The 26,971-nt window shown below is 72.0% G+C and carries 16 protein-coding genes; 11 read left to right on the top strand and 5 right to left on the bottom strand.

Annotated elements, in window-relative coordinates; all coding sequences use genetic code 11:
• Nucleotides 1-48 precede the first annotated feature (48 nt).
• The 4 genes from AB0N02_RS18475 (at nt 49) to AB0N02_RS18460 (ending at nt 9,118) form a co-directional block, all read left to right on the top strand.
• Nucleotides 49-3,414 carry a CHAT domain-containing protein gene (locus AB0N02_RS18475; protein ID WP_363947639.1) on the top strand — a complete coding sequence of 1,122 codons (3,366 nt, stop codon included), beginning with the start codon at nt 49-51 and terminating at the stop codon, nt 3,412-3,414.
• Nucleotides 3,415-3,934: 520 nt separating this feature from the next.
• Nucleotides 3,935-4,675 (top strand): hypothetical protein, encoded by a 741-nt coding sequence (locus AB0N02_RS18470; protein ID WP_363947637.1) that lies wholly within the window; start codon nt 3,935-3,937, stop codon nt 4,673-4,675.
• Nucleotide 4,676: 1 nt separating this feature from the next.
• Nucleotides 4,677-5,327 carry an RES family NAD+ phosphorylase gene (locus AB0N02_RS18465; RefSeq protein ID WP_363947635.1) on the top strand — a complete coding sequence of 217 codons (651 nt, stop codon included), beginning with the start codon at nt 4,677-4,679 and terminating at the stop codon, nt 5,325-5,327.
• Nucleotides 5,328-5,461: 134 nt separating this feature from the next.
• On the top strand, nt 5,462-9,118 hold the full coding sequence (locus AB0N02_RS18460) for a CHAT domain-containing protein (protein WP_363947632.1): 3,657 nt from the start codon (nt 5,462-5,464) through the stop codon (nt 9,116-9,118).
• A 12-nt stretch (nt 9,119-9,130) separates the two neighbouring features.
• Here AB0N02_RS18460 and AB0N02_RS18455 read toward each other — a convergent pair whose 3' ends face one another.
• From AB0N02_RS18455 to AB0N02_RS18440, 4 genes are read right to left on the bottom strand one after another with little or no spacing between them, the layout of a single operon-like run.
• Nucleotides 9,131-10,594 (bottom strand): hypothetical protein, encoded by a 1,464-nt coding sequence (locus AB0N02_RS18455; RefSeq protein WP_363947629.1) that lies wholly within the window; start codon nt 10,592-10,594, stop codon nt 9,131-9,133.
• Entirely contained in the window at nt 10,584-14,027 is a 3,444-nt protein-coding gene (locus tag AB0N02_RS18450) for a hypothetical protein (RefSeq protein ID WP_363947626.1), read from the bottom strand. The genes AB0N02_RS18455 and AB0N02_RS18450 overlap by 11 nt, the downstream gene beginning before the upstream one ends.
• Nucleotides 14,024-16,639, bottom strand: a complete 2,616-nt coding sequence (locus AB0N02_RS18445; RefSeq protein WP_363947623.1) for a dynamin family protein — start codon at nt 16,637-16,639, stop codon at nt 14,024-14,026. Before AB0N02_RS18445 ends, AB0N02_RS18450 begins: the two co-directional genes overlap by 4 nt.
• Nucleotides 16,640-16,648: 9 nt before the next feature.
• A complete protein-coding gene (locus AB0N02_RS18440) occupies nt 16,649-18,790 on the bottom strand; it encodes a DUF4407 domain-containing protein (RefSeq protein ID WP_363947621.1) in 2,142 nt (713 codons plus the stop codon).
• An 811-nt stretch (nt 18,791-19,601) separates the two neighbouring features.
• Between AB0N02_RS18440 and AB0N02_RS18435 the strand changes: the two genes are divergently transcribed.
• Both AB0N02_RS18435 and AB0N02_RS18430 read left to right on the top strand, forming a co-directional pair.
• Complete coding sequence (locus AB0N02_RS18435; RefSeq protein ID WP_363947620.1) at nt 19,602-20,273, top strand: pyridoxamine 5'-phosphate oxidase family protein; 672 nt, start codon at nt 19,602-19,604, stop codon at nt 20,271-20,273.
• An 11-nt stretch (nt 20,274-20,284) separates the two neighbouring features.
• Nucleotides 20,285-21,301, top strand: coding sequence for a zinc-dependent alcohol dehydrogenase family protein (locus AB0N02_RS18430; RefSeq protein ID WP_363948012.1), 1,017 nt, complete (start codon nt 20,285-20,287; stop codon nt 21,299-21,301).
• A 41-nt stretch (nt 21,302-21,342) separates the two neighbouring features.
• Here the strand turns inward: AB0N02_RS18430 and AB0N02_RS18425 are convergent, their stop codons facing one another.
• Nucleotides 21,343-22,347, bottom strand: coding sequence for a radical SAM protein (locus tag AB0N02_RS18425; protein WP_363947617.1), 1,005 nt, complete (start codon nt 22,345-22,347; stop codon nt 21,343-21,345).
• A 300-nt stretch (nt 22,348-22,647) separates the two neighbouring features.
• Between AB0N02_RS18425 and AB0N02_RS18420 the strand changes: the two genes are divergently transcribed.
• The 5 genes from AB0N02_RS18420 to AB0N02_RS18400 are packed head-to-tail and all read left to right on the top strand — an operon-like array spanning nt 22,648 to nt 26,966.
• On the top strand, nt 22,648-22,881 hold the full coding sequence (locus tag AB0N02_RS18420; protein WP_363947615.1) for a hypothetical protein: 234 nt from the start codon (nt 22,648-22,650) through the stop codon (nt 22,879-22,881).
• Between the two features lie 18 nt (nt 22,882-22,899).
• On the top strand, nt 22,900-24,036 hold the full coding sequence (locus AB0N02_RS18415; protein ID WP_363947612.1) for a radical SAM protein: 1,137 nt from the start codon (nt 22,900-22,902) through the stop codon (nt 24,034-24,036).
• Nucleotides 24,033-24,800, top strand: a complete 768-nt coding sequence (locus AB0N02_RS18410; RefSeq protein ID WP_363947609.1) for a sugar phosphate nucleotidyltransferase — start codon at nt 24,033-24,035, stop codon at nt 24,798-24,800. Before AB0N02_RS18415 ends, AB0N02_RS18410 begins: the two co-directional genes overlap by 4 nt.
• Nucleotides 24,797-26,047, top strand: a complete 1,251-nt coding sequence (locus tag AB0N02_RS18405) for a DUF6365 family protein (protein ID WP_363947606.1) — start codon at nt 24,797-24,799, stop codon at nt 26,045-26,047. Before AB0N02_RS18410 ends, AB0N02_RS18405 begins: the two co-directional genes overlap by 4 nt.
• A 7-nt stretch (nt 26,048-26,054) precedes the next feature.
• The gene (locus AB0N02_RS18400) at nt 26,055-26,966 is read left to right on the top strand and encodes a radical SAM protein (protein WP_363947604.1); all 912 of its coding nucleotides are present in this window, start codon (nt 26,055-26,057) and stop codon (nt 26,964-26,966) included.
• The last annotated feature ends 5 nt before the right edge of the window (nt 26,967-26,971 follow it).

Genomic DNA, 26,971 nt, shown 5'->3' with positions numbered 1-26,971 from the left:
CGTCAGCCCCCGGCCCACGCCGGCCGGACACCGGGCGAGGATGTCCCCGTGGCACGCCGCCCCGTCTTCTCCCTGGCCGCGCTGCGGTCGTTCCCCCACTCCACGGTGAGGGTCCTGTGCATCCTCGCCTACCAGAGGAATCCCGATCCCCGTCTGCTGGACGAGATCATCGAGGCGGACCGGCGGGTCGTGCACGCCTCCCGGTCGGATCCGCAGGCTCAGGCCAAAGAGCTGTGGGCGCTGAGCGGGTCGCTCAACAGACGGTATCTGATCACCCACTCGGCCGCGGACGCCGAAGAGGCCGTCACCGTGATGCGCGAGGCCATACGGCTGGCGGGAGGACAGACGAACTATCTCACCAGGCTCGCCGTCGCCCTCACCAACCATGCCGCCTGCACCGGCGGGACCGACGATCTCGACGAGGCGGTGACGGCGATGCGCGAGGCGCTGTCCGTCACGGATCCGGCCGATCCCAACAGGGCCCAACGGCTCATCCTCCTCGGGAAGATGCTCGTGACCCGCTATCGGCGGCAGGAGGCGCCCGGCGACCTACACGAGGCCGTGGACGCGCTGAACGACGCGGTGGAGCTGAGCGAGCCGGGAGGTGACGTCCATTCCCACGCCCTGGGAAGCCTCGGATCCGCCCTGAGCGCCGGCCATTTTCACAAGGGCGACCTCACGGGCCAGGTCAGGGCCATCGAGCTGTTCAGATCGGCACTGGATTCGGAGTCCCTGAAGGACGTGGCACGCGTCATGCCGCTGAACGGCCTCGCGAACGCCCTGAGCATGAGGTACCGGAGTCTCGGCGACCCCGGCGACCTCGACGAGGCGCTGGCGTCGCTCGGCGAGGCGATGCGGCTGGTTCCCGACGGCCACCTCCAGCACGCCTTCACCCTGACCTCACTGGGAGCGACGCTGGCGACGCGGGCCGCGCGCTCGGGCAACGCCGAGGAGGCCGGCCACGCGGTGGCGGCGACCCTGGCCGCCGCGAGCATGACCCCCGCCGACGACTTCGAATACGGTCCCCGGCTGTTGACCTACGCGGACGCTCTGAGTGTGCGTCACGACATCACCGCCGATCCCGCGGACCTCACCGCCGCCATCGAGACACTCCGTACGATGTACGGCGTCCTGTCTCCGGGCGGCGTACAGACGGCGGTCGCCTCTCACATCCTGGGCCAGATGCTGCACAGGCGCTTCCAGCATGCGGGCACCAGGGTGGATCTGGACGAGGCGATCGACCGGCTGCGCGAGGCGGTGTCCGTCCCTCCGGGCAATCCGGCCAGACCGCGTTATCTCGCCATGCTCGGCCGCGCGCTCGCCGAACGGTACGTCCACACCGTGGAACCCGCGGACATCGAGGAGTCCATGGCGGTGCTGAGCCAGGCCTGCGCGGACGACGTGAGCGATGTGATGCGCCCGATCTACCTCGGCCTCCTCGGGGTCGCGCACCATCTTCGCCACGAGGCCGCCGAGGACTTGGACGACGACAGTCGCCACGACGACCTCGTCACGGCGCGGCGACTGCTGGCGGAGAGCCTCGCGGCACTGCCCGGGGAACACTGGCTCCACCAGAACCTGGTCGAACACTTCGCCAGGACGGAGTTCGCCATGCTGGAGGCGGCCCCCGCCCCGGACGCGCTCGACCGTCTGATAGCCCTGATGGAGGAGACGATCCCGCCTCGCGGCGCCGTACGACGCCCCTACCATCTCGCCACGCTCGCCGATCTGATGGCGACCCGGGCCAAGGACAACGGATACGTCGAAGACGCCAAGATCGCGATCCGGCTGTGGCAGGAGCCCACCCTCGACGCGGGCGCGCCCGTGGACCTGCGGCTGCACACGGCGGTCGAGTGGGGCAGGTTCGCCACCCGCATGGGGTGGATCGGCTCCGGGCTGCGCGCCTACCGGACCGCGATCGACCTGCTGCCCCTCACCGCGGGGCAGGCGCAGGACCGCTCCGACCAGGAGCGCATGCTGGCCGAGCGGCTGACCCTCGCCTCGGAGGCGGCGGCCTGCGCGATCGAGGCGGGCGAGCTGTCCATTGCCGTCGAGCTGCTCGAACAGGGCCGTTCGGTGCTCTGGAACCGGGCGGTGCGGACCGGTGACGAGCTGACCCGGCTGGAGCTCAAGCATCCCGATCTCGCCGCTCGGCTCAGGGAGATCCGTTCGGTCCTCGACTCCGATCCGGCCGGGCTGGGCCTCGCCGACCCCTTCGCGGCCTCCGGCGGGCACGACCGGATCGCCCACCGCATCAAGCTCACGCGGGAGTGGGAGGAAATCGTCGCCCAGGTACGGCGATCACCGGGGTTCGAGCATTTCCTGCGGTTGCCGCGGCTGCGTCTTGAGGAGACGTCGCTGCCCGGCCCGATCGTGATCGTCAACGTGAGCGTGCTGCGCTGTGACGCGCTCCTCGTCGCCGAAGGCGCCGTCCGGCTCGTTCCGCTGCCGGACCTGACGATCGAGGACACCCTGGCGAAGGCGCAGTCCCTGGGGGCGGCGCTGGGCCTGCTGACCGGGGGGACGGCCACGCCCGACGAGTCCCTGTGGGCCGTGGAGCACTTGGACGAGGTGCTCGCCTGGCTCTGGCACGTCGTGGCCGCTCCCGTGCTGGACGCCCTGGGGATGGACTCTCCTCCCGCGGACGACCGCCGGCCGAGGATCTGGTGGTGCCTGACCGGGCCGCTCGCGCTGGTGCCGATCCACGCCGCGGGGCTCACCGGCGAGGCGGGATCGTGCGTGCTCGACCGCGCCGTCTCCTCCTACGTCACGACGCTTCGCTCGGTGGCCGGGGCCGACGCGCCGCGGGAGGCCGCCACCGGCACGCTGGTGGTCTCCGTGCCCGAGGTGCCAGGAATGCCGAAATTGCCACCCCTGCCCGGCGCGTCGGAGGAGGCCAGGACGGCCGCCTCGCTCGCGGGGCCGCCGATCACGTTGCTGGAGGGGCCGGACGCGACCCGCGACCGGGTCGTCGCCGCCCTCGCCACGTGCGGCTGGGCGCACTTCGCCTGCCATGCGGAGTCAAAGGACGACCACCCCAGCAGGAGCGCGCTGCACCTGCGCGACGGTCCTCTCACCGTGGCGGAGATAGGCCGGATCCGCGGCGGCAGGGGAGACCTCGCCTACCTCTCGGCCTGCGCGACCGCCGTGACGCGTGTCGGCCTGGCCGACGAGGCGATCCATCTGGCGGGCGCGCTGCAGGTGACGGGCTTCCGCCGGGTGGTCGCCACGCTGTGGCCGGTGGCGGACGAGGTCGCGGCCGCCTTCGCCGGGACCGTCTACGAACACGTCGCGACGGCGGACGGCCCGGACCCGTCGCGAGCCGCGCGGGCCGTTCACGAGGCGGCGCGCAGGGTCCGGGAGGACGAGGACGAGCCCTTCCGCTGGGCGCCGTTCGTGCACATAGGTCCTTGAAGGCGACCGGAACCCGGAAGACGGCGTGCACGCCCGTCTCCCGCACGCTTGGTCCTCGTTTTCCACGGCCCGACGGTGACTTCGGTGAACTCCGCCGACCGGCCATTCCCGGCGTCGTCCGGCCGGCGCCCGGCACATCGCACAATCCGATTTCGCCGGTGAATGCCCGAGGATATAGCGAGGTTCACCTCCCGGGCGGGGCTGCGCGCGCGATCCCGGCCCGGCCGCACGGCGGGTTTCAGGGCGGATACGCGCTCGTCATCCCGATTGTCCGGGAACAACGACTCCGGGCAGGCCGGCCGGAGCGGCCGCCGAGGACGCCGTGTGGCGCGGGTGCGGAACCCCGGCGCGACTAATGCTGGATAAATGAAAAGTTCCATCAAATATCTGTCCTGGCTACATTAAGCTGGCGCTGCCACGGGGTCGGGAGCCTGATCCCGCGACGGCGAGGAGCCTTCGTCCCGCTGGATGTTCTCGCGCATCACGGAAAACACCTGTCACCGAAGACGGGAGAGACCGAGTGCCCGGAAGAGACCTCGCGGCCTTTCTGACGAGCCGCCTCGGCGAGATCCGCCGGGCGCTCGACGAGGAGGCGTGGACGCGCACGCGTGACCTGCTCCGGCGGATCGCGACGGAGACCGGCGACGAGGCGACGGCGGCCTGGTTCGAGCTACTCAGCCTGCTGCGGCTCTCACTGCCGCGCGGCCACGAGATCCGTCGCGTGATCCTGCTGGAGACGGCCGGTTACCGGGGCGCGTCCGTGGCCGACGACCTGTCGGTGACACTGGAGCGGCTCCGGGAGATGCTCCCCGACCTGGCGGAACTCGACCTCGACGAGGGCATGCCACCGGAACGGCGGGCGGAGGCCGATCTCGGCGAGGAGACGTCGCAGGAGCCGCGGGCGGAGACCGGCCTCGACGAGGAGATCCTGCGGGTCCGGGAGGCGCTGCTCGCCACGCCCTGCCTCACCCCCGGGGAGCTGCTCGCCGCGGGGGGCGCCCCCGACCGGCCCGGACTACTGCGGCTGCGCCGGGCGGACGGCGGCGTCCGGTTGCCGTCCTTCCAGTTCGGCCCCGGCGGCGTGCCGCTGCCCGCCGTACTCACCGTCAACCGGATCCTCGGCGCCGCGACCGACCCCTGGGGCGCGGCCGACTGGTGGCTCAGGGGGAACGCGCTGCTCGACGAGATTCCCGCCCGGCTCGTGGCCGACCAGGGCGACCTCGTCGCCGAAGCGGCCCTGGCCCTGCGAGAGGAGTACTGAGATGCCCCGGCAGATCCCTCCGAACAAGCACGACGGCCACCCGCACCGGCTGCTGCTGCCCAAGGGGACACCTCTGTGGAGGGTGCACGACCGGAAGCGGCCGTGCGAGGCCTTCACCCCGGCGCGGATCCACTCCGGCCTCGGCGGGGGACGCTTCGACGGGACCGTCGAGGAGGAGTACGGCCACTGCTATCTGGCCTACGAGCAGAGCACCGCGCTCGCCGAGTGCCTGCTGCGCTCGGTCCTGTTCGACGACGCGGGACCGAGGCTGCTGCCGTACGAGACGGTGCGGGGCAGGCGGCTGTCCCTGGTCGAGACGCGCCGGGAGCTCACCCTGACCTCGCTGGCCAGCACTCCGGCGCTGGCGGCGGTCGCGCAGGACGAGTGGCTGATCCAGGCGCAGCCGCCGGACTACCCGCTGACCCGGCAGTGGGCGCACTGGCTGCGCCGCAACGACCCCTCCACCGCGGGGCTGGACTGGATCTCCCGCAGGGACCTGCCCAACCGCAGCATCGTCCTCTTCGAGGACCGGTGCGGGCCGCTGCCGCTGGCGCCGACCCCGCTGTACGTCGATCTCGACACCGGCGAGGGCCTGAACCACCTCAACGTGATGCTGCGCCCCTACCGCGCGCACGTCACCTCCGTGTCGTAGGGCCTGTTTCGTGGATCTTCGCCGTGGCGACCGCAGCAGGCGAAAAGATCCGCAGAACAGGCCCCAGGCGAGATCTCGTCCCCTCGAGGTGTGACATGGCTTGGCGGATACGCTCGCTCCCCCATCGCCTCGGCATGGCGATGCTGATCGGCACGTACCGGCGGACGGGGAATCCGCTGGTGTTCGACCAGATCATCGAGGCCCAGCGGCACGCGGTACGCGCCTCGGGGGGCGATCCGCGTTCCCACGCGCTGGAGCTCCAGCGCCTGGGCGCGCTGCTCAACCGGCGCCACCAGGGCTCCCCCTCCGCCGACGACCTGTCGGAGGCCGTCTCGTGCCTGCGCCGGGCCGTACTCGCCGCGCGGGACGACGCCCGGGACGACTGCCGGAACACGCTGGCCATGGTGCTGATCAACCAGGCCGCGCACACCGGCGAGCCCGCCCCGCTCGCCGAGGCCGAGGCCGCGCTGCGGAGCGCGCTGGAGAGAGCCGGGGCCGGGGATCCGCGCAGGGCGACATGGTTGCGGTCACTCGCGACGGTCTTCAACGCCCGTTACGAGATGCGGGGGGCGGCCGCGGACCTGCGCGAGGCGGTGGCCACGCTGGAGGAGGCGCTGCCGCTGGCGGAAGCGGGGACCTGGGACCACGCGGACGTGCGGGCGAGCCTCGGAGCGGCTCTGGGAACCCGCTACCGCGCCGACGGTGACCCCGGCGACCTGCGACGGGCCGTCGGCCTGCTGAGGGAGGCGCTGGAGGAGACCCCGGCGGAACTGCCCTGGCGGGGAGTACGGCTGGGCAACCTCGGCGTGCTGCTCCAGCAGAGCTACGAGCGCCACGGCGACCGCCGTGACCTCGCCGAGGCGGCGGCCGTCATCGGCGAGGCCCTGGAGCTCCTGCCGGAGACGCACTACCAGCGCGGGTTCCTGGAGAGCACACTGAGCGCGGTGCTGACCACCGAGGTGCTCGCCGGCGGCGACCCCGCCGAGGCCGATCTGGCGGTGGCCAGGGCCAGATCGTCGGTCGCCGACACCGGCCCGGCCCGGATGGGTCATGCCTCCCGGCTGTCGAACCTCGGCCAGGCCCTCCTCACCCGGCACCGGCTCACCGGCCGCCGGACGGACCTCACCGAGGGGATCGAGACGCTGCGCACCGCCGCCGGCCTCGCCCCCGCCGAGGGCCCGTTCGCGGCCGTGATCGCCAACAACCTCGGCCTCGCGCTGCTGAACCGTTTCCGTCTCGCGGGGACGGCCGCCGACCTGGAGGAGGCCGTGCACCGGCTCCGGCAGGCGACGCTCGCGGTCCCCGCCCGCCATCCCGCGCGCCCTCGCTACCTGGCCAACCTCGGCGCCGCGCTCGCGGGCGGTCCCGCCCCCGGCCCGGCCACGATCGAGCGGTGCGTCGCGGCCCTGGCTGAGGCGGTCGAGACCGGATCCGGCGACGTGTTCCGTCCGGTCTACACCGGCGGCCTCGGCGCCGCCCATCTGATGCGGTACCTGCTCACGGGGGCGGCCGCCGATCTCGACGCCGCGGACAGGCTGCTCCGGGAGAGCATCGCCGCGCTGCCCGTCACCGGCCCGGAACGGCCCGCGATGGTCGAGCACCTCGTCCGGGCGTACCTCACCCGTTCCGAGGCGTCCGGGGAGAACCCCTCTGGACGGTTCGCGGGCGTCCCTTCCGAACGATTCGAAGAGTCCTCTTCCGCACCGCACGAGGAAAACCTCTCCGGACCGCGGGAAGGAGGCCTTTCCGGAGCGTCGGGGGGAGATCCGTCCGGCGGCCGGGACCGCCCGCCGACGGCGGAGACCGCGCTCGGCGAACTCGACGGAATCGGCGAACTCGACGAGCTCGTCGCGCTGCTCGACGAGTCGCTGGCGGGCCTTCTCACCGGAGCCCCCCGGCGGCCGTTCCACCTCACCGCTCGGGCCGATCTGCTCGCGGCGCGGTTCCGCGCCACCGGGAAGGCCGACGACGCCGTCCAGGCCGTCGAGGCATGGAGCTCGACCGTCTCCGACCCTCTGGCGTCCCCGGTCCTGCGGCTGCACGCGGCGACCCGGTGGGGCAGGCTCGCGACGTCGATCGGCTGGATCGACTCGGGTATGGAGGCCTACCGGAACGCCCTGGACGTCCTGCCCCTCACCGCCTGGCAGGCGCAGGACAGGACCGACCAGGAACGTCATCTGTCCCAGCAGCCGTTGGTCGCCGCCGAGGCGGCGGCCTGCGCGATCGAGGCGGGCGCGCCGCGCCTGGCGGTCGAGCTGCTCGAACAGGGACGGTCCATCCTGTGGAGCCGCGCCATCAGGACCGACGACGAACTCGTCCGGCTGCGCGCCGAATGGCCGGAGCTCGCCGCCCGGCTGGGGGAGATCAGGGCCGCCCTCGACGCGGAGGACGGCGCCGCGGACGGGCCGCTCCTCCCCGCGGCCCTCGGCGAACCGGATCGGATCTCGGTACGGATCAGGCTGGCCGAGGAGTGGGAGGAACTGGTCGCGCACATCTCGGCGCTGCCCGGCTTCGCCGACTTCCTGCGTGTCCCCCGGTTCGATCTCGCGACGGTGGACCTCCCGGGCCCGATCGTGATCGTCAACGTCAGCCCGCTGCGCTGCGACGCGCTGATCGTGGAGGAGGGCGCGGTCAGGCCGGTACCGTTGCCCGAGCTGACCGTCGAGGACGTCATCGGCCACACGCTGACGTTCGTCAGGGTGTTGGAGACCGTCCGGCCACCGGACACGACGGACACGGAACCGGACGACACGGAACCGGACGCGAACACCGGACCGGACAGCACGGAACCGGACGCGAACACGGGGCCGGACGACACGGGGCCGGACCTGGACGCGGCCCACAGGGCGTTCGACGACATGCTGGGCCGGTTGTGGAGCACGGTGGCCGAACCCGTCCTCGTGGCGCTGGGTGCCACCGGCGCGCCGGAGGCGGACCGCTGGCCCCATGTCCGGTGGTGTCCCGTCGGCCCGCTGGCCCTGCTCCCGCTGCACGCCGCCGGACCTCCCGGCCGGGACCTGCGGGTGATCGACCGGGTGGTCTCCTCCTATGTGACGACCCTCCGCTCCGTCGCCTCCGCCGCGCCCCCCACGCCACCCTCCGCCGTGCCCTCCGCCGTGCCCTCCGGCACGGTCCTCACGGCCGCCTCACATCCGGCGCCCTCCCCGCCGGAGGCCGCCGGGTCCGGCTCTCCGGAGGCACTGATCGTGTCGGTCGCCGACGCGCCCGGGCTGCCCCCGCTGCGCGAGGCGACCGCGGAGGCGGACGAGGCCGCCCGCTCCGTCGGCATGCCCGTCACCCGGCTGGACGGACCGGAGGCCCGGCGCGACCGCGTGAGGGCGGCCCTCGCCACCTGCGCCTGGGCGCACTTCGCCTGTCATGCCGGGCAGGACCGGCTGCGGCCGGGCCGCAGCCGCCTGCACCTGCACGACGGCCCGCTGACCGTGGCGGAGATCGGGGCGTCTCGGGGCGAACGGCGCGGCGTCCTCGCCTACCTGTCGGCCTGCGAGACCGCGGCGACCGACGCCGGGCTGGCGGACGAGGCGATCCACCTCGCCGGTGCCGTACAGGCGATCGGCTTCCGTCACGTCATCGCCACCCTGTGGCCGGCCGCCGACCACGTCGCCGCCGAGCTGGCGAGGGTCGTCTACCCGGCGCTGGCCACCCCGCGAGGCGCCGACGCCGACCGGGCGGCGTGGGCCGTGCACCAGGCGACCCGGCACATCCGCGACGTCTATCTCGGTGAGGATCTGCCGTGGCTCTGGGCCCCGTTCGTGCACGTCGGCCCGTGAGCCCCCGCCCGGTCAGCGCCTGCGGACGCCGTACACGACCCGGCCCGCGTCGCCGGTGCCGTTGAACTCCCACGGCAGCCGCAGGGTCCACAGCACCCGGTCGACGTCGCTCTCCTCCACGGGCAGGATCATCTGGGTGCCGCTGAGCTTCCCGCGCAGCGCCCGGTCGTAGATCCGGCCGTCCAGGATGTCGACCTTTCCCCCCGCGGCCTTGACCGCCTCCAGCACCAGCCCCCGGGAACGCCGGTACCGCTCGGCCCACCAGCTGTCCGGGGCGGGCAGCGGCAGCGGGAAGAACGAGGAGACGGCCTCGTCGACCCAGGCGAGGTAGCGGATCTCCAGGTCGTCGCCCGGCGGGAGGCCGTCCAGCTGCCGCAGCCGGCTCAGGGCCCGCTCGCGGTACTGACGGCGGGTGTCACGGTCCAGCCTGATCGGGGTCTGCGTGTCACGCGCCAGCTCGTCCAGACCGTGGTAGATCCCCGGGTCGAGATCCGCGACCGCGAACATCGTGATGAGGAGCTCGTACATCTGCGTCGCCCTCGGCGAGCGCCACCGGCCCTCGTCGGGCCCCTGAACACCCCCGAGCCCGGGAAACCCGACGGCGGGCAGCGGCGGGACGATCCCCTCTCCCGGTCCGCCGGCGAACGTCTGCGCGAAGTACTCGCGCTGGGAGGCGGCGATCGCGTCCGGCAGCCGCAGGCACGCCACGTGCAGCCCGATCCACAGCCTCTCCGCCGTCGTGGGGGCCTCGTCCGGCTCGCCCAGGTAGACGACGGTGTCCTGGTAGAGGCGGTCGTACTCGTCCCGCAGCCGCACGGTGAGCTCGTCCGCCTCCTCCCGATCCCCGTCCCCCTGCCTCCGCGTCGGATCCGGAGCCGAAGCCCGGACCGAGGCCCGATCCCGGCCGGTCGTTCCGTCCAGGAGCCCGGCGAAGGCCTCGCCCCTGTCTTCCCGTGCCTCGCCGGGGGGCCGCTCCCGCGTCTCCTCCCACCTCCGGTGGGCACGCGTGACCTGGTCCTCGGGGCGGGCGCGGGTCTGCGGATGGGTCAGCCCGAGCAGCAGGGTGACGAGTCCCAGCACGAGACGGCTCTCCTCTTCCCTCGACTCCTGTGGGCCGTCGCCGTGGAGCAGGGTGAGCAGCCGCCCCGCGAGCTCGCCCAGTGCGATCCACAGCGGCACGCGCAGCGGGCTCGCCGGATCGGCGAGCTCGGCGACCACCGCCTGGTGAAGCCGCTGGCCGGGCACCCGGCGGATCAGGCGGAACCGGCTGAGCAGGTCCTGACCTCGCTCGTAGAGACCGGTCGGCGTCTGCGCGGCCAGCTGCTCCAGGTGGGCGTCCAGCCGGGGGGCGACGGCGGTCAGCCAGTCGCGCAGCGGCCCGGCGAACGGCGCGGGCCGCCCGTCCAGGCCGAGCAGGGGTTCGAGCAGATCGTCGAGCGTTTCCATGGCGTCGTCCTGTCGGAGGTCAGTGGTCACCGGTGAACGGCTCCCACTCGGGCTTGCCGAACGAGTCACCCGGCTCCATCGGAGTGGAGAACACCGAACCCGGGTAGTCGGCCAGGTCGGTGAGCCTGCGGGCGGCCAGGTAGCGGGGGTAGCCGACGTGGATCCGCAGCCGTCCCAGGTAGTCGAGGGTGACGTGGTAGCGCACGTGCGCGTCCCTGCGGGGAGCGGATCTCTTGAACAGCGGGGAGACGTTGCCGTAGCCGTCGACCCAGAGGAACTCCCAGGTCGCCGCGCCGTGCTCCTGCGCGGGCTGCGGCAGCCAGCCGGGGGCGATCGCGCCGGTGAACACCCTGCCGTCCCCCCCGCTCTCCAGGAGATAGGAGCGCAGGTAACGCCTGGTCTCCTCGCCCGGCGGCAGGATCGGGAAGAGTTCGACGGTCGTCCGGTCGTCCAGCGCGTCGGGCGTCCTCCTGACGTGGATGGCGGCGGGCAGCCCGGTGGCCTCCAGGTGGTTTCCCCCGTGTCCGCCGTTCAGCGCCGCCCCGACGTCGCCGAACTCGCTGTCGGTGAGGTAGATCGGGTTGCCGCCGTGACACAGGTGGATGACCGGTTCGAGCTCCTGGTTGATCTCGATCTGGAAGCGGATCTTCCCCCAGTCCACGTTGGCGCGGGTGAGCCTGTCCTGCCTGCTGTCGAAGGTGAAGCGGCCCCACTCGATGGACTCTCCGCGGTCGCCGCCCAGCTCCCGGTGGATGTGGATGTCCTCCTTCATCGGCCGCCAGGCCGTACGGACGGACAGCCGGCCCGTGCGGTCGGCGATGTCGAGATGGTCGCCCGCGTTGAGCAGCATCCCGACCCGTGTGTCGGCGTTCTGCAGGGAGAAGTCGCACGGAAGGCTCTGGAACAGGTTGTCAACGGAGATCCCGACGACGTTCTGGCCCGCCCTGAGCCGTTCGCGGCCGTCGACGTGGCGCTCGGCCTCTCCCTGCCAGCCGGAGGTCTCGGCGCTCTCGATGTCGGCGTACCGGCTGAAGCTGTGGGCCCAGCAGGCCCCGATGGAGGTGGCCTGCTTGGCGTAGCGGCGCTCGACCACCAGGCGGGGGGTGAGGACGGCGTCCGCCTCCCCCGCGTCACCTGTGCCACCCGTACCGCCCGCGGTCAGCTCCCGCAGCCGTCTGGTCACGATGCGCTCGACCAGGGGCATCGTGCTGGTCTTGCCCGACAGCGCGACGATGTCGATGGGTTCGTCCGGTTCCCTGCGGCGCTGCGCGCTGAAGGTGGTGAGCGCGATGTCGACCGCCGCGGTGATGACGGGGGTCGCCAGGTGCTCGAACTGCTCGGGCGCCAGGGTGACCACGGTGTGCCCGAGCCGGTCGACCAGCGCGGCGGGCGGGCGTGACCGGCCGTCGATGTTGTTGAGCACCTCCTGCAGCTTGGTCTTGGGCAGGGTGTACTCCTTGCCCGCGCCGAGGAGTTTCTTGGCCTGTTCCGCCTCCTGCCACAGCCGGTAGAACGCCCGCCCCGGTACGGCCCGGCCCTCCGAGGGTCCCAGCGACGGGCTGTGCGTGGGCAGCAGGTCGCGCAGCCCCTCCCAGACGTGCTCCGGCCGGGGCCCGGGGTCGGGGTTGGCGATGAAGGCCGGGGCGATCGGGCGTGGCGTGCCGTCCGCGTCGACGTGCGACGGCGGCCAGTGCCGCAGCCAGGTCTCCCTTTCCCCGGTGTTCCCGTTCGGCGTTCCCCTGTCGCCGGTGGCCTGGGCCCTCAGCGCGTCCACGATCTCCGCCTTCAGCCAGTGGAAGACCCGCAGGGTCAGCAGGTCGCCGCCGAGCTGCGGATGGCCGGTCGAACCGCGGACCTCGGGCCTGATCACGTAGTGGCGGCCGAAGAACTCCTCGGGGACGCCGTCCGCGGAAACCTGCCGGTCCAGCAGGTGCAGCGCGAACAGGGCGACGTCCGTGGTCCCGCCGCCGATGTCGATGACCAGCATGTTCTGCCGCCAGGCCGGGCGGCCGGGCCGTACCCTCCGGGAGCGGGCGCGGAACGGCTCGATGCCGGTGTCGGACTCGCCGCCGAAGTCCCGCATGACGAAGAAGAGCGCCGCCGCGACGGCCTCGTCGAACGTCGTGGTCACCTTGCTCATCCGCAGGCTCGACTGCGCCATCTTCTCCAGCGCGCGGCGCCCCGACGGCGGCAGCGTGGTCGGGTAGGTCAGCACGAGGTGGTTCAGCCCGCGGATGCCCCACTCGGCGGACCGTTTCTCGTTGCCGTACTCGATCGTCTTGTCCACCAGGTCGTTGTAGGCCCGCATCAGCAGCATGTCGGTGGTCACCGGCCCCCCGGCCTCGGCGGGCAGGTCCGGCAGTTCCCGCGGCCGGGAGAAGGCCCGTTTGAGGCCGGGGTAGCCGCGCAGCACCCGATCGGCCCCGTCGCCGAGCACCGCCCGCAGCGGGGAGCCCTCCAGCACCTTGATCTCACTGGAGATCTCGGGCGAGTCGCCCCCGAAGACGACCTGGTGCAGGTAGAGCGAGCCCAGCGCGGGGGTGGCGAAGGCGTCGGCGTAGCAGCCGGAGAGGCTCATGGCGTACGCGGTGCCCAGCCGCTCGTCCATCCGGGAGATCGCCACGTCGAGCTCCTTGCAGAGCACGTCCCGGTAGCGGACGGACGGAACGGGCAGGTAGTGGAGTCCGGGCTGGAGGACCTCGATGCCCTCCTCGGTGACGGTGACCCGGACGGAGTCGGCGGTGCCCGAGAAGCCGAGCAGCAGGTTGAGCCGGGCGGTGAACCCCTGCACGATGTCGCGGCGGGCCTGCGGCCAGTCGGCGTCGCGCGCTCCCGCGGGGCCGTCCAGCAGCAGTCGGTGGAAGCCCTCCAGCAGTACCTGGAACTGCTGCTCGTCCATCTCGACGCGTCTTCCGCCCGTTCTGTCGTACAGGGTGACGGTCGAGGAGGAGGTGCCGAAGTCGATCGCCGCGTGCCCGAAGAAGCTCTCGTGCCGCCGCGGCTCGCCGATGGGGGCGACCTGCCGCGCGCCGTCCCGGTTGGTGTTCCCGCCCTGGACGGGACGCGCGCCGGGGGGCATGAACCGCAGTTCGAGCGGGAACTCCCGCACGGGCGATCCGTCCGCGCCGAGCCACCAGGCGATCCTGACGACCCGCTCGCCGCCGAGCCCGAGGTCGCCGGCCGGGATCGAGGGCCCCTGGACGAGCAGGTAGCGGCCCGGTACGGGCCTGGGCCGCCAGCCGGGCAGGACGTACAGCTTGGCGATCCCCGCCGCCATCTCGTCGTCGGGCGGCTGCGCCGCCGGTCCCTGGACGTCCACGGCGTGCGCGACGCCCTCCGGCTCGACGAAGACGTCGGGCAGGCGGTACTCCCCGTTCACGGCGAAGATCACAAAAACGCCGGAGGCGGTCTCGTCGTTGCCCTCACCGTCGTGGGGCCCCGCGAACAGCAGGCGAACGGTCATCGAGTCTTCCTCCCGGGCTCGTCGCCCCATTCGTCGAGCAGATCGCGGATCGGGCCTCCCGAGGGGCCGGACCGTCTGGCCTCCGCCGGGCCGGAGCGTGTCATGCTGCGGACGCTCTCCTCCGCCGGGACCGCGTTGCGGAGCTCCTGCAGCTCCTCGCGGAGCACCCGGCCCAGCCTGGCCGCGTCCGCCAGCAGGTGCCGCCGCAGATAGTGGTTGACCGCGGCGACGATGTCACCGCGCACCCGGAAGATGTTCATCTGGTGGCTGACGATCCTGGCCCCCGCGTCACCGGCGATGTTCAGGCGATCGCCGTGCCAGGGCAGCGCGTGCGCGGTCCGCAGCGGGAACCGCTCGGCGATCCGGGCCGTCTCGGCCGCCGGCAGCGGGACGGGCACGGGCAGCAGGCCCGCCGCCGCACCGGGCAGCCAGTCCATCGCGGCCAGGCTGAGCAGGTTGTGCCAGCGCGCCTCGCCGCCGTCGCCGGGGTCCAGCGCCGTGAGCAGCCGCTCTGCGGCGGCCCGCGCCGCGGGGTCCCGCAGCCGTTCGCGCGCCGGGGCCAGCTCCCGGTGACGCCGCTCCGCCCAGGACGCCACGGCGGTCAGGTAGATCTCCCTGGCCGTGCCGACGGCGCGGACGCAGGTGGGCTCGAACCGGCCGAAGAGCCGTTCCGTGGTGTCGGGGGCAGTCGCGTCGGCCTCGGCCGGCATGGCGCGGGCGATCCCGAACCCCGATCCCCGCCCGGTGCCCCCCGTCTGGCTCCTGCCCAGCGGCGGCCCGATCCGGCCGTCGTCTTTGACCCTTTCCCGGTACTCCTGCCATTCCCGCCAGGTGAACACGTCGTAGGTGGCGCCCGCCCGGGCGAGGTCGAGCACGGCCGACCCCACTCCCGGCGCGACCCACGTCCCCTCGACCGAGAGGCGCTCGGGGTCGGTCAGCAGCCCCAGGGACCTCATCGTGCGGGAGGTCTCCTCCTCGATCATTCTGAACAGCGCGGTCAGGGAGCCCGTGCCCCGCGCGTCGCCGGAGACGCCCTGCACCGCGGGGCGCAGCATCCGGTCGAGCGTGCGCAGCGCCGCCAGCAGATCGGCGGCGATCGGCACGACCGCCTCGTGCTTGAGGAACACGCCGTAGGTCCGCACGTGCCGGTCCAGCATCGCGCGCAGCCCGGAGATGCCGCCGTCCCGCCCGAACTCCCTGAGCGCCGCGGTGTAGGCGTGGTCCGGGTCGGTCAGGGACAGGTCACCGGCGATCCGCTTCCACCGCTCGGCCTGCGCCCCCGCCGCCCCCAGCATTTTCGTGATCTTGTCGCCCTCCTCGCCGCCGCGATCGTACGGCAGGCCCCGGGTGGCGATCGCGACGAGCGAGGAGGTGAAGGCGATCCTGTCCTCCCTGCGCCCGTTGAGCGTCGTGGCCATCCGGTGCAGGGAGGCCAGGTCCCGGGAGGAGGCGATCAGGTCGGCCGCGCCCGTGTGCAGGGTGTCCGGCGGCTGGAGCAGGTCGAAGCAGTTGGCGGCCACCAGGATCGACTCGCTGAGCGCGCCCTTACCCCTGCGGTTGCGCTCCAGCAACGAGTAGAACTGCCGGGCGTCGTCGCGCTCGGCCCGGTGCGAGGGCAGCACGATCACGATGGCGTCGATCTCGTCCAGTTCCCTGACGCTGAGGTACTCGTCGCGGACCGCGGTCGCGCCGAGGCCCGGCAGGTCGCACAGCTCGGCCGCGGAGCCGTCGCCGGGCAGCGGTCCGGCCCAGTCCCCCTCGGCGACCGAGACCTGGCAGACCACCCTGCGGATCAGGGTGAAGCCGACCCGCAGGGTCCGTGCCGTCACCGGGTCGCGGGGGGAGACGGGGAACCCCTGGGCGGTGCGGGGGAAGCTCCGCGGCAGTTCCCGGATGTCCTCGATGTCCAGCGCCTGCCGGAGGATGTCCACCTCGACCGGCAGGACCAGTCCGGAGTGGCCGTTCAGCACGAACTCCCCGGCGAGCCTGAGCGCGTCGCGGATGCGGGTCAGCTCCAGGGTGATCCCGAGGAGCCGGGAGTTCTCCATCGCCGCCCAGTCCAGGGTGGTCTCCGCCCACCGGTTCAGGATCTCCCAGCCGTCCCTGACGGGGTTGTAGCCGGCCAGCGCCGACACGTCCCGGCCGCCCCCGGCCCGCTGTACGGTCCTGACCAGCTCGTTCATGATGTAATCGACGGTGTCGGCCAGCTCGTCCCGGGTGAGATACTCGATCCTGGCGCCGCGCACCCGGGTGTCCTCCCCGGGCGCGGCGGGCTGCAGGCGCAGCACCGTCACGTTGCCGGTGGTCGGCGAGCCGGAGGTCGGCAGCAGCCCGGGCCGGCCGAGCAGCGTGCCGAGCAGCATGGACTTGCCCGCGCTGTACTCCCCGACGATCCCGACCGAGACGGGCCTGGCGCAGCGTTCTCTCAGCTTCGCGGCGAGCCCGGCGGCCCGGTCGTAGGCCTGCCGTACGGCCGCCGCGTCCGGAACCTCCTCCTGTCCGAGCGCGGTCATCGCCCGGTCGGCGAGCTTCAGGTAACGGCCGATCGCCGCCCTGTGGTCGACGGCTGGAGAGGAGGCCGATCCGCCCTGCCCGGCGTGGAAATCGGTCAACGAGACTCCTCAGAGATATTGGTTGCGATATATGCGAGTCCCCCGGTTACCGCGGTCGGGACCGTCGCCGGGTCCCTTGCGGATGTCGTCGCGCCCTCGGTCGTAGCTGTCCCGCGTGTTCAGCCGGTCGAGGTCGTACCTCATGTCGATCTTGGCGACGTGGGCGTCGCGCAGCCGCTGCGTCTCGTAGGCCTGGCTGTAGGCCTGCTCCCGCAGCCGCCGCTCGTAGACGGTCGGCCCGCCCAGGAGCTTCACGCTGAGCGGCAGCAGGTCGAGCAGCAGGATCGTGATCCGCAGCACCCACGGCAGAGCGACGACGATGGGGCTGCCGCTGTTGGCGATGAAGTCGTGGAGCGCCTGCTCCTGGGCGACCCAGCCGGTGTTCCTGCGCACGTCGCGGCGTTCGGCCTCCCGCCTGTCGCGCTCGTCGTCCTGGAACTGCTTGAAGTCCTCGCTCACCGCGGCGCGGGCGTCGTCGCACTCACGCTGGGCGGAGACGTACTCCCGCTGGGCCTTGTTGTAGTCGGCCTCCAGCTTGGTGGCGATCGGGCCGAAGCCGACGGTGCCGCTGAGCCCCTGCCCCTTCTTGCCCAGCGACTCGTCCTGCTTCTTCTTCAGCGCCGCGTCCCGCGTGCGTTCCTTGCTCTTGGCCGTCGCGCAGAGCTCGACCCGGTCGTACTTGGCGTCGAGCTGCTTGCGCATGTCCTCGTCGGCGGACTTGTGCTTGGCGTCGACCTGCTCGGTGCGCGCGGTCTGGGTGAAGACGAGCTGGTCGCGAACCTCGGACTGGAAGATGAGCAGCGTCACCGCCTCGGCGATGATGAAGGACACGCCGAGGGCGAGGACCGCCCGCATCACGTAGGTCAGCCAGCCGGGCTTCCGGCTCGTGACGACCGGGTCGAGCAGACCGGTCTTGTCCGTTCCCGACAGCACCTTGCCGTAGCTGGGCTCGGCGACGATCGACCGGTCGATCCAGAAGATGAGGATGCCCCAGACGATCGCGAAGGGGACGATCCCCGGGGAGAAGCCGCCGTTGATGACCGAGGCGAAGACCGTGAACATCGTCGTGGCGACGAGCGAGACCAGACAGACGAAGATGCCGATCGTGGAGTAGCGGTACAGCTCGCTCCGGTTCGGGATGAGGGCCGGGTCCGCGCCCGCGCACCACAGGAAGGGCCGCGAGAGGAACGGCACCGGATAGCGGGTGACGCCGGTGAACTCGGTGTCGATCCGGGAACGGGGGTACACCCTGTCGGCGCCGGGGGCGACGCCGAGGTCGATCCCGGGCGGGGGGTACTCCTCCGCGGGGACCGTCGTGGGCCGACGCCTGAACCTGAGCCTCTCCCGCAGCCCGGACAGCATGTCGGAGAACGCCTCGTAGCGCTCGCCCGCCCCGCGGGGGCGTGCCCTCCCGGAGTTCCACCGGCCGTCCGGCCCGTCGTCGGGCTCGTCGGGCTCGGCTGCCTCGTAGGCCTCGTAGGTGCCGCCCTGCCCGTCGGGTTCGTCACGGACGGCGTGGTACCTGGCCGTCGGATCGTTCGCGCTCCAGTCGTTGTAGTAGGCGCCGGGGCCTCCGCCCTCCGGCTGCCAGGCGGAGCCGTCGCCCGTTTCCCCGTCGTCTTCCCTGTCGTCACCGGGACCGCCGCCTCGCGCTCCGTTCCGGTCCCGGTCGTCCCAGAGTCCCTCACGCGGGAAGGCACGGGTGCCGCCGTCCGGCGTCTCAGGCGTGGTGAAGCCACCCGGCGCACCCGCACCCGCCCCGGCGCCGCCTTCCGTCCCTGCCCCGGCTCCGGCTCCGGCTCCGGCTCCGGCTCCGGCTCCGGCTCCGGCTCCGGCAGGACGGTCGCCTGAGGCGCCGTTCCCGTCCGGGCCGCGCGTGTACGGCGCGGCGCCACCGGCGAAAGGGCTCCGGTAGAGCCGTGTGCCGTCGGGGCCGCCGGGAAGCGGCGGAAGCACACCGCGCTCCCCCTCGGTGGCCGGAGTGGCGTTCCACCCGATCTGCCCGATCTGCTCATCGGCTGCGTCCGGAGTCTCCGGGCCGCCCGGATCACCGTGGCCGTTGCGACCGTTGCGACCGTTGCGCGGCGGCGGAGACCAGGTGAAGTCGCTCCCCGGCGCGGCGTAGTCACGGAACTGGTTGTCTTCCGTCATCGACTCGGCCACACCTCGGGTCCAACGCCACCGATCTCGTCCAATGTCGTGATTTCCGGCATCCCTCTCCCGATCGACTTCACCGAACACGGCCTCCGCAGCCGGCCTCCGTCTTCGTTCCCCACAACACCCGACCGGACCGTCACGCCAGGCCTTTCCCACCAGCCACGCCGCCCCCGGCGGTCACCGGTGCTGGAACGATGCAATACGCCCACCGATCGAATGCATATATATGAGGGTTTGTCTTTCGATACGCGCTTATTCTAAGCGAGGGATCTCCGCGACGGGCTCCAGGACACGCCCCGCGAAAACTTTTCAATAAAAGCCACAAATCATCCCTTTCCCGACATAAGACCACCTAGCGGACAAGAGGCCGCCGCGAGTGCCCCGGAGGGCATGGGACGACCTTCCCGCAGGCCGTACGGCGTCGCGAACCCCGGCGCCTTCCCGGCGGACCACCGCCGTCCGTACCCCCGCGAACACGCCGGGACGCCCTCGCCCACACGGGACGCACCCTTCGGTCATACCGGCATCATCGCCCTTAACGACCTCTCGTACGTTTCGCGAATTTTGCTATTACATGGAAAGAATGCACGATGTCGTGATTGCCGAAAAAGGCATTCCAGAGTACCCGACGAAGGCCCCGCGAGACGGGTCTCATCTGAAAACCGAAGGCCTGCCCCTGACCCCCGCGGTCGGCCGGTGGGTTAGGGACGAGCCGTCGGGGGGAGGCCCGGAAGAGATCCGGACAGGAGCGGGCGAAACCCCACTCCACCTGGAACGACAGCTCACCTTTCCACAGGAGACTGCGATGACCGAACGCGTGACGGCTCCCGGCGATCTCGGCCGCCGGGTGGCCAGGCGGCGCGAGGAGCTGGGCATGAGCCGCGAACGGCTGGCGAACCTGGCCGGGATCGACCCCGGATACCTCGAATACCTGGAGCAGGCTCCCGCCTCCCCGACCGAGGAGACCGTCAGCCGCCTGGCGAACGCGCTGGAGACCGGGATCGAGGACCTGCTCGGCGGGACGGTCGACCTGCCGCCGGGGCGCGGTTTCCCCGGCCGCCACGCCCGCCTGGAGAAACTGGACACCGGCGAGTGCCTGCGGCTCATCTCCCCGGGAGGCGTCGGCCGGGTGGCCTTCGACGCGCCCGGCGGACCGGCGATCCTGCCGGTCAACTACGTGCTCCACGACGGCGCGGTGGTCTTCCGCACCTCCTTCGGAGGCCCGCTGGACGAGAACCTGCGCACGGGCGTCAAGGGGGTCGAGTTCAAGATCGCGTTCGAGGTCGACCGGATCGACGACGCCAACCGCGAGGGCTGGAGCGTGCTGGTACGCGGCGGGGCCCACCACGTCACACCCGACGAGCGGGCCGCGGCCGTCGCCTCCGGGGTGCTGCCGTGGGCGGGCGGCGACCGCGACCTGTACATCAAGATCGTCCCCGTGGAGATCACCGGACGGCGGATCAGGAACACCCCGTGACCGCCGGGGAGATGGACGCCTGGGTGGTCGCCCGCCCCGGACCGATGGCCTCGCGTCCCCTGGAGCGCGTCCGGCTGCCGGTCCCGGAGCCGGGTCCCGGCGAGGTGCTGGTCGAGGTCGAGGCGTGCGCCGTCTGCCGCACCGACCTTCACCTCGCCGAGGGCGATCTGCCCCCGCGGCGCCCGAGGACCGTGCCCGGCCACGAGGTGGTCGGCCGGGTCGTGGCGCACGGTGCCGGCGCCGTACGGCTCGCCCCCGGCACCCGGGTCGGCGTGGCCTGGCTCCGCTCCACCTGCGGGCACTGCCGCTACTGCCTCCGGGGCGCGGAGAACCTCTGCCCCGTCTCCACCTACACCGGCTGGGACGCCGACGGCGGCTACGCGGACCACCTCACCGCCCCCGAGGACTACGTCTACCCGCTGCCGGAGGAGACGCCCGCGGAGAAACTGGCCCCGCTGCTGTGCGCGGGGATCATCGGGTACCGGGCGCTGCTCCGCTGCGACCTGCCTCCCGGCGGCCGTCTCGGGATCTACGGCTTCGGCGCCTCGGCGCACCTGACCGCCCAGATCGCCATGGCGCAGGGCGCGACCGTGCACGTCATGACCAGGTCGGCCAGGGCGCGCGAGCTGGCCCTGGGGCTGGGGGCGGCCTCCGCGGGGGACGCGGCGGACACGCCGCCGGAACCGCTGGACGCCGCGATCCTGTTCGCGCCGGTCGGCGAGCTGGTGCCGACGGCGCTGGAGGCCCTGGACCGGGGCGGCACCCTCGCCGTCGCGGGCATCCACCTCAGCGACATCCCGGTCCTGAACTACCAGCGCGACCTGTTCCAGGAACGGACGCTGCGCAGCGTCACCGCCAACACCCGTGCCGACGGGCGGGCGTACCTGGACCTCGCCTCGGCCCATCCCCCGAAGGTCACGACGGTCGCCTACCCCTTCGACGCGGCGGACCGGGCGCTGAGCGACCTGGCCGCCGACCGCGTCGAGGGCGCCGCCGTGCTCCTCCGGCAGGCCGCACCCACCGGATAGCCCCGGCCACGCCGGACGGGCCGCGCCCCGGGAGGCGGCCGCTACGGCCCCGGCGGGGTGGCGGAGGGCAGGGCGGAGGACGGGACGGGCAGGGCGGACAGGAGGCCGAGCAGGGGGTCGCGCCGTCCCGCCGCACGCCTCAGCATGTGCCAGCACAGCCCGCAGATACCGGAGAACTCGCGTTCGGCCAGGTCGCGCTGGCCCGGCAGCGCCGTCAGCGCCCCCGCGCCCAGGGAGCCCAGCACGGTGAGGAAGGGATCGGCCGCGAGGCCGTCCAGCGCCAGGCGCACCCCGTCGCGGTCCCGGGCCAGCCGGTGCAGGTCCGGCGGCCCTGCCCCCATGATGACGTTCTCGTTGCAGCACGCCGAGATCCGCCCGTCGTAGCGGACTGTCGGCGAGTTCACGATCCCGCACCGCCCCAGCCGCGCCCCGGGCACCCGGGGCCCCCGGGGGAACAGCCCGGAGGCCCTGCCGTACGGCAGGGGCCGGACCCGATGGATCTCGGCGAGGTCCCGCCAGTGCTCTCCCAGCGCCTCCGCGAGAACGCCCTCGGCCGTCTCGACCTGGGCGGGGTCGTCCAGCACCTGCGCCACGAGCCACGTGCCCTCCGCGGCGACGGCGCGGACGGCCGCCGCGACGGTCTCGCGCGGGAGCGCGTGGTGGGCGTCGGTGCCGAGGACGACGCAGGCCGACAGCCGCAGGACGGCGCGGATCCATCCGGGGGGCTCCCCCGCGCTCCCCCAGTATCCGCTGGTGTAGGGGACGAGCGCCTTGCCCGACTCGTGGACGCGCCGGGCGGCGTAGCCGAGCCCGCGCCGCTCCACGAACGGCTCGCCGCCGGAGACGCCGACCACCCGCAGCCTCTCGTCGGCGCAGAGGCCCTCGACCATCTCCTCCAGGAGGGCGTGGTCGGTGATGCGGGGACCGTCCGCCCGTGAGTCGACCGAGCAGTGGGCGCATCCGACCGGGCAGCGGTCGGTGACGAGGAGCAGGGCCGACCTTCCGCGTTCGCGCCGCAGGGCCTCGAGCTCGGCGAACCTGAGCATGGCCCCGACCCTACGCCGCCGGATGCCGGCCGTACACCGCCGCGCGCCGGAGAGTCCGTCCTGCACACGTGAACAGGCCGGCCCGCGGACCGTCTAGGCCATTCCGCGAGGCGTCTAGGCCATCTCGCACCCCGAGTAGGCCGTCGGGAGTGCGGCGCTCGGCCGCCGCGCGGTCCCGCCTCCGTCCCGGGACGGTCCTGGAATACGCGGGTGAGGCGGTGGTTCCGCCTTCACCCGCTTCATACCTTGATCGCGTGGCACCCCGACGGGTGCCGCACCATCCATCCCATGGGAGGGACTATGAGCGAGTCGTCTCCACGTGTCCGTGACCTCGTGCAGCGCGCGGCATCGGACCCGTCGTTCGCCGAGCAGCTGCTCAGCGACCCCGAGTCGGTCGCGACCGAGTACCAGCTCGGCTCCGACCACATCAACCAGATCAGGGAGCTGGCGGGCGCCGGGCTGCTGAGGCCCGCCGTCGAAGCCCACGCCCAGGTCATCAAGCAGCCTGGCGACGGCGGCGGCAGCTACTACTAAACCGATCCAGGGGGTGTCGTGAAATACAACTCAATCCTGGTCAGCGTCACTGAGATCTGCACCGTCGGCTGCAGCCACTGCGGCTTCACCGGTTCGACGCGTGATCGTCAGCCGACGGCTGAGGAGATCGGGCGCTGGGTGGCACAGGCGTGTGACAGCGGCATCCCGGAGATCATCTTTACCGGCGGCGAGCCCTTCCAGCGGTTCCGGATGCTCAAGTCCGGAGTGAGGGCCGCCGCCGGCCACCCCGGCAAGCCTCGGATATGCGTGTTCACCAGCAGTTTCTGGGGGCGTTCCCCGGCCGCGGTCGACAAGATCCTCGGCCAGCTGCCCGGCCTCACCCGGCTCTACCTGAGCACCGACGTCTACCACCAGGAACGCGTCCCCACCCAGTACGTGATGAACGTCATCGAGGGGGCACTGGCCAGGGAGATCCCGGAGATCAGCCTCTGCATCACCATCGCCGAGGACCACGAGGAGGAGCAGATCCGCGGGCTGTACCGGCGCTACGAGGACCGGGTCAGGGTGCACGTCGACCGGGTCATCCCCACGCCGTTCATCAAGACGGCCCACCAGGTGGGCCTGCCCCCGGACCCGGAGCACTTCTCCTCCTCCTGCTACCTGGAGACCCCGCTGATCAACCCGAACGGGGACCTGTCGGCCTGCCACATCGGCAAGGCCGGGGCCTACGTCCGCCTCTCCGACCTGGCCTACTTCCTGGGCAACCTGCACGAGAAGTCGTTCCAGGAGATCCTCGACGACGCCGACGCCAACTACGAGTACCAGTTCCTGCGCGTGTACGGCCCGCAGGGCGTGGCCCGCATGGTCGCCTCCTCCCCGGCGGTGCGCAAGCTCTTCGGCGGGACGACCTTCACCAACGGCTGCGACCTCTGTTACAAGATGCTGCGCTCCCTCGACGGACGGGCGCGGCTGCGTGAGATCGCGGCCGATCCGTTCCAGCGCGAGCTGATCGACGCCGTCCGCGCCATCCGGTTCGGCGAGCGTCCCGGCGCCTCCCGCACCGCCTCCCCGCCGGTCGCCGCCCAGCCGGTCGGCCCCGGCCCGATCAGCCCCCGGCCGGCCACTCCCCCTCCGGCCGGCCCCCAGCCGGCCGGTCCCCAGCCAGTCCCCCAACCAGTGAGGAGCGGCCTGTGACGGACAGGGACTTCGTCGGCCTCGTGCCCGCCGCGGGGCGTGGCACCCGGCTGGCTCCGCTGCGCTATCCCAAGGAACTCCTGCCCATCGTCTACGAGCCCGCGGACGGCGGCGCCCGGCTCCGTCCCGTCGCCGAGTACGCGCTCGAGTCACTGGCCCGCGCCGGCGTCGGGCACGCGATCCTGGTGGTCGCGCCCTGGAAGCTGGAGGTGGTCAGCTACCTCGGAGACGGCCGCCATCTCGGCGTCGACGTCGCCTACCTCTTCCAGGAGGAGGCCAGGGGGCTGGCCCACGCGCTCGACCTCGCCCACGGGTGGACCCGGTCGCGTGACGTCGTGTTCGTGATGCCCGACACGATCTTCACTCCGTCCGACGCGCTCAGCAGGCTGCGCGCGGTCTACGAGGAGACGGACGCCGACCTCGCGCTCGCGGTCTTCCCCACTCAGGACGCACACCGGCTCGGCCCCGTCGTACTGCGCGGCGACCGGGTGCACCGCGTGTTCGACAAACCGGCCGACCCGCCGGTCATGAACACCTGGGGGGCGGCGATCTGGGGAGACGCCTTCGCCGAACTCCTGCACGAGGGGCTGCGCCAGGACACCTCGGGCGAACCGGTGCTCGGCAACTACTTCGACCTCGCGGTCCGCGGCGGCCTGCGGGTCGTCGCCGTCGAGTTCCCGGACGGCTCGTTCCAGGACGTCGGCACCCCCCTCGGCGTCCGCAGATCCTTCGAAGGTCCCTCCCTGCTGGCGGTGCGCCCGTGAGACTCCTCTTCTTCGCGATGAGCAGCGCCGGATACGGCGAGACACTGATCGGCATGTCGCTGGCGCGCCAGCTCAAGCCCGCGGGCATCGAGTGCTTCTTCATCATCGAGCCGATGTCGGAGAAGCTGCTGCGCGGCAGCGGGTTCCCGTACACGGTGCTCGACCGCTCGATGGGCGGCTTCGCCACGCTGATGGTGGACGACGCGGTCATCTCCTTCCGGCCCGACGCGATCGTACTGTCGGACTACTTCACCTTCTGCGGGATCTTCCCCAAGCGGTACGGCCTCGACCCGTGGTTCATCGACAGGTACAACCTGCCGATCATCCCGATCGACATCTGGGAGTGGGCCAACACCGCCTTCTCGGTCGACGTCTTCCACGGCAAGGCGATGTCGGTCAACCGCCGGATCCTGGAGATGCCCGCGCACCTGCGCCCGGTGCCCATCTGCCACCTGGACCAGGATCAGCAGACCTTCCCCTTCCGGCTCTGGGAGGGCAACGAACGGGTCAGCAGACGCACCCGCGAGCACCTGCGCGAGACGTTCGGCATGGAGAAGGAGGACAGGATGGTGCTGCTGGCCGTGGCCGGCTGGCAGCAGGACAAGTACTCCGACGAAAACGGCGACCAGATGGCCGCGCACGTCCCCGAGTTGCTGGTGCACTACCTGCGGCAGCTGCCGCCCAGTGCCCGCTTCGTCATGGTCGGCAGCGTGCCGCCGGTGCTCGAGGCGCTGACCGACCGCACCCACGTCATCCCCGCGTGCTCGCCGAGCCGGTTCAACGTGCTGCTGGGCTCGGTCGACCTGGTGCTGACGCTCAACCTGGGGGCCACGACCCTGGCCAGGGCGGTACTGTCCGACATACCGGGGGTGGTGCTCACCAACCGGTTCGACGTTCCGGAGAAACCGGACATCGACCAGGTCGAGGCCGAGCTGGGCGGCCTCTCCGAGGACGTGCGGTCGTGGCTGTCGAGGACGCTGCCCATGTATCCGTTCCGGATGTGGCCGCTGGGCTTCCACAGCTTCCTCGACCCGATCGTCGTGGACAATCCCTACCTGTCGACGTTCGCCCACGCCGAACTGCTCGACGAGCCCGCCGTGCTGTCGGCGCTGCACGGAGTGCTCTACGACCGGGGAGTCCAGGACGACCTGGCACGCAACCGGGCCGCGTATCTGGAGACGCTGACCGCCCACCCCGACACCCCCGAGGTCTTCGCCTCGGCGGCGCGTCGCGTGGGCCTGGTGTGAGGTGACGATGAAACAGCTGAGCATGCACATCACCGACCTGTGCAACGAGAAGTGCGGTTTCTGCGTCGTCGGCTCGCCGCTGGCGAAGACCGACAGCGTCGAATACGGCGACCTGATCCGCTTCCTCGTGGAGAACTCGGGACAGGGCTACACCTCGGTCAACCTGCACGGCGGGGAGCCGACGATCCACCCCCGCCTGTTCGAGCTGCTGCGCACCATCCGGTTGCTGGAGTATCCGGGGGTGGAGATCCAGACCAACGCGCGCAGGCTGAGGGACCCGGACTTCACCAACCGTCTCGCCGAGCACGGGGTCCAGCTCTTCGTGGTCTCGCTGCACGGCTCGACCGCGGTCGTCCAGGACTGCCTGACCCAGACCCCCGGCGGCTTCGACGAGACCATCGAGGGGATCCGCAACGCCAAGCGGGCGGGCGTCGCCGTACGGACGAACACCGTCATCACCCGGATGAACATGGGTCGTCTGATGGACATCTGCCGCCTCTGCGTCGACCTGGGGGTCGACCACGTCAACATCTCCAACCTGCATCCGGTCGGCAGCGGTTTCTTCGCCCTCGACATGCAGGCGCCCACGGTCGCCGAGACGCGGCAGCACCTGCTCCCCGTCATCGAGATGATGCTCGAGTCGCCGGCGCGGCTGACCCTGGAGGGTTTCCCGCTGTGCGTGGTCGCCCCGCACGAGAGCCTCGCCATCGAGGACGGGACGCGCTCGATCCGGATGATGTACCAGGGAGAGGTCCTCGACGACTACGACGCGTTCATGGACACGCAGATGCGCTCGTACGGGCCGCCCTGCGACGGCTGCCCGCTCCGGTCGAACTGCGGCGGTGTCTACAACGAGTACGCCGAGCGACGCGGCTGGCAGGAGTTCGGTCTCCAGCAGCCGTCCCCCATCGGAGGATGAGCCGG

Source organism: Streptosporangium sp. NPDC051022 (genome assembly GCF_040683035.1).
Lineage (GTDB): Bacteria > Actinomycetota > Actinomycetes > Streptosporangiales > Streptosporangiaceae > Streptosporangium.
This window is presented reverse-complemented; position numbering and strand designations above follow the sequence as displayed.

What these genes read in the sequence shown, in the direction of transcription:
- AB0N02_RS18465 (WP_363947635.1), top strand. Translation starts at nt 4,677, where the DNA reads ATGCCCCGGCAGATCCCTCCGAACAAGCACGACGGCCACCCGCACCGG.
- AB0N02_RS18460 (WP_363947632.1), top strand. Translation starts at nt 5,462, where the DNA reads ATGGCGATGCTGATCGGCACGTACCGGCGGACGGGGAATCCGCTGGTG.
- AB0N02_RS18450 (WP_363947626.1), bottom strand. Translation starts at nt 14,027, where the DNA reads ATGACCGTTCGCCTGCTGTTCGCGGGGCCCCACGACGGTGAGGGCAAC.
- AB0N02_RS18440 (WP_363947621.1), bottom strand. Translation starts at nt 18,790, where the DNA reads ATGACGGAAGACAACCAGTTCCGTGACTACGCCGCGCCGGGGAGCGAC.
- AB0N02_RS18435 (WP_363947620.1), top strand. Translation starts at nt 19,602, where the DNA reads ATGACCGAACGCGTGACGGCTCCCGGCGATCTCGGCCGCCGGGTGGCC.
- AB0N02_RS18430 (WP_363948012.1), top strand. Translation starts at nt 20,285, where the DNA reads ATGGACGCCTGGGTGGTCGCCCGCCCCGGACCGATGGCCTCGCGTCCC.
- AB0N02_RS18425 (WP_363947617.1), bottom strand. Translation starts at nt 22,347, where the DNA reads ATGCTCAGGTTCGCCGAGCTCGAGGCCCTGCGGCGCGAACGCGGAAGG.
- AB0N02_RS18420 (WP_363947615.1), top strand. Translation starts at nt 22,648, where the DNA reads ATGAGCGAGTCGTCTCCACGTGTCCGTGACCTCGTGCAGCGCGCGGCA.
- AB0N02_RS18400 (WP_363947604.1), top strand. Translation starts at nt 26,055, where the DNA reads ATGAAACAGCTGAGCATGCACATCACCGACCTGTGCAACGAGAAGTGC.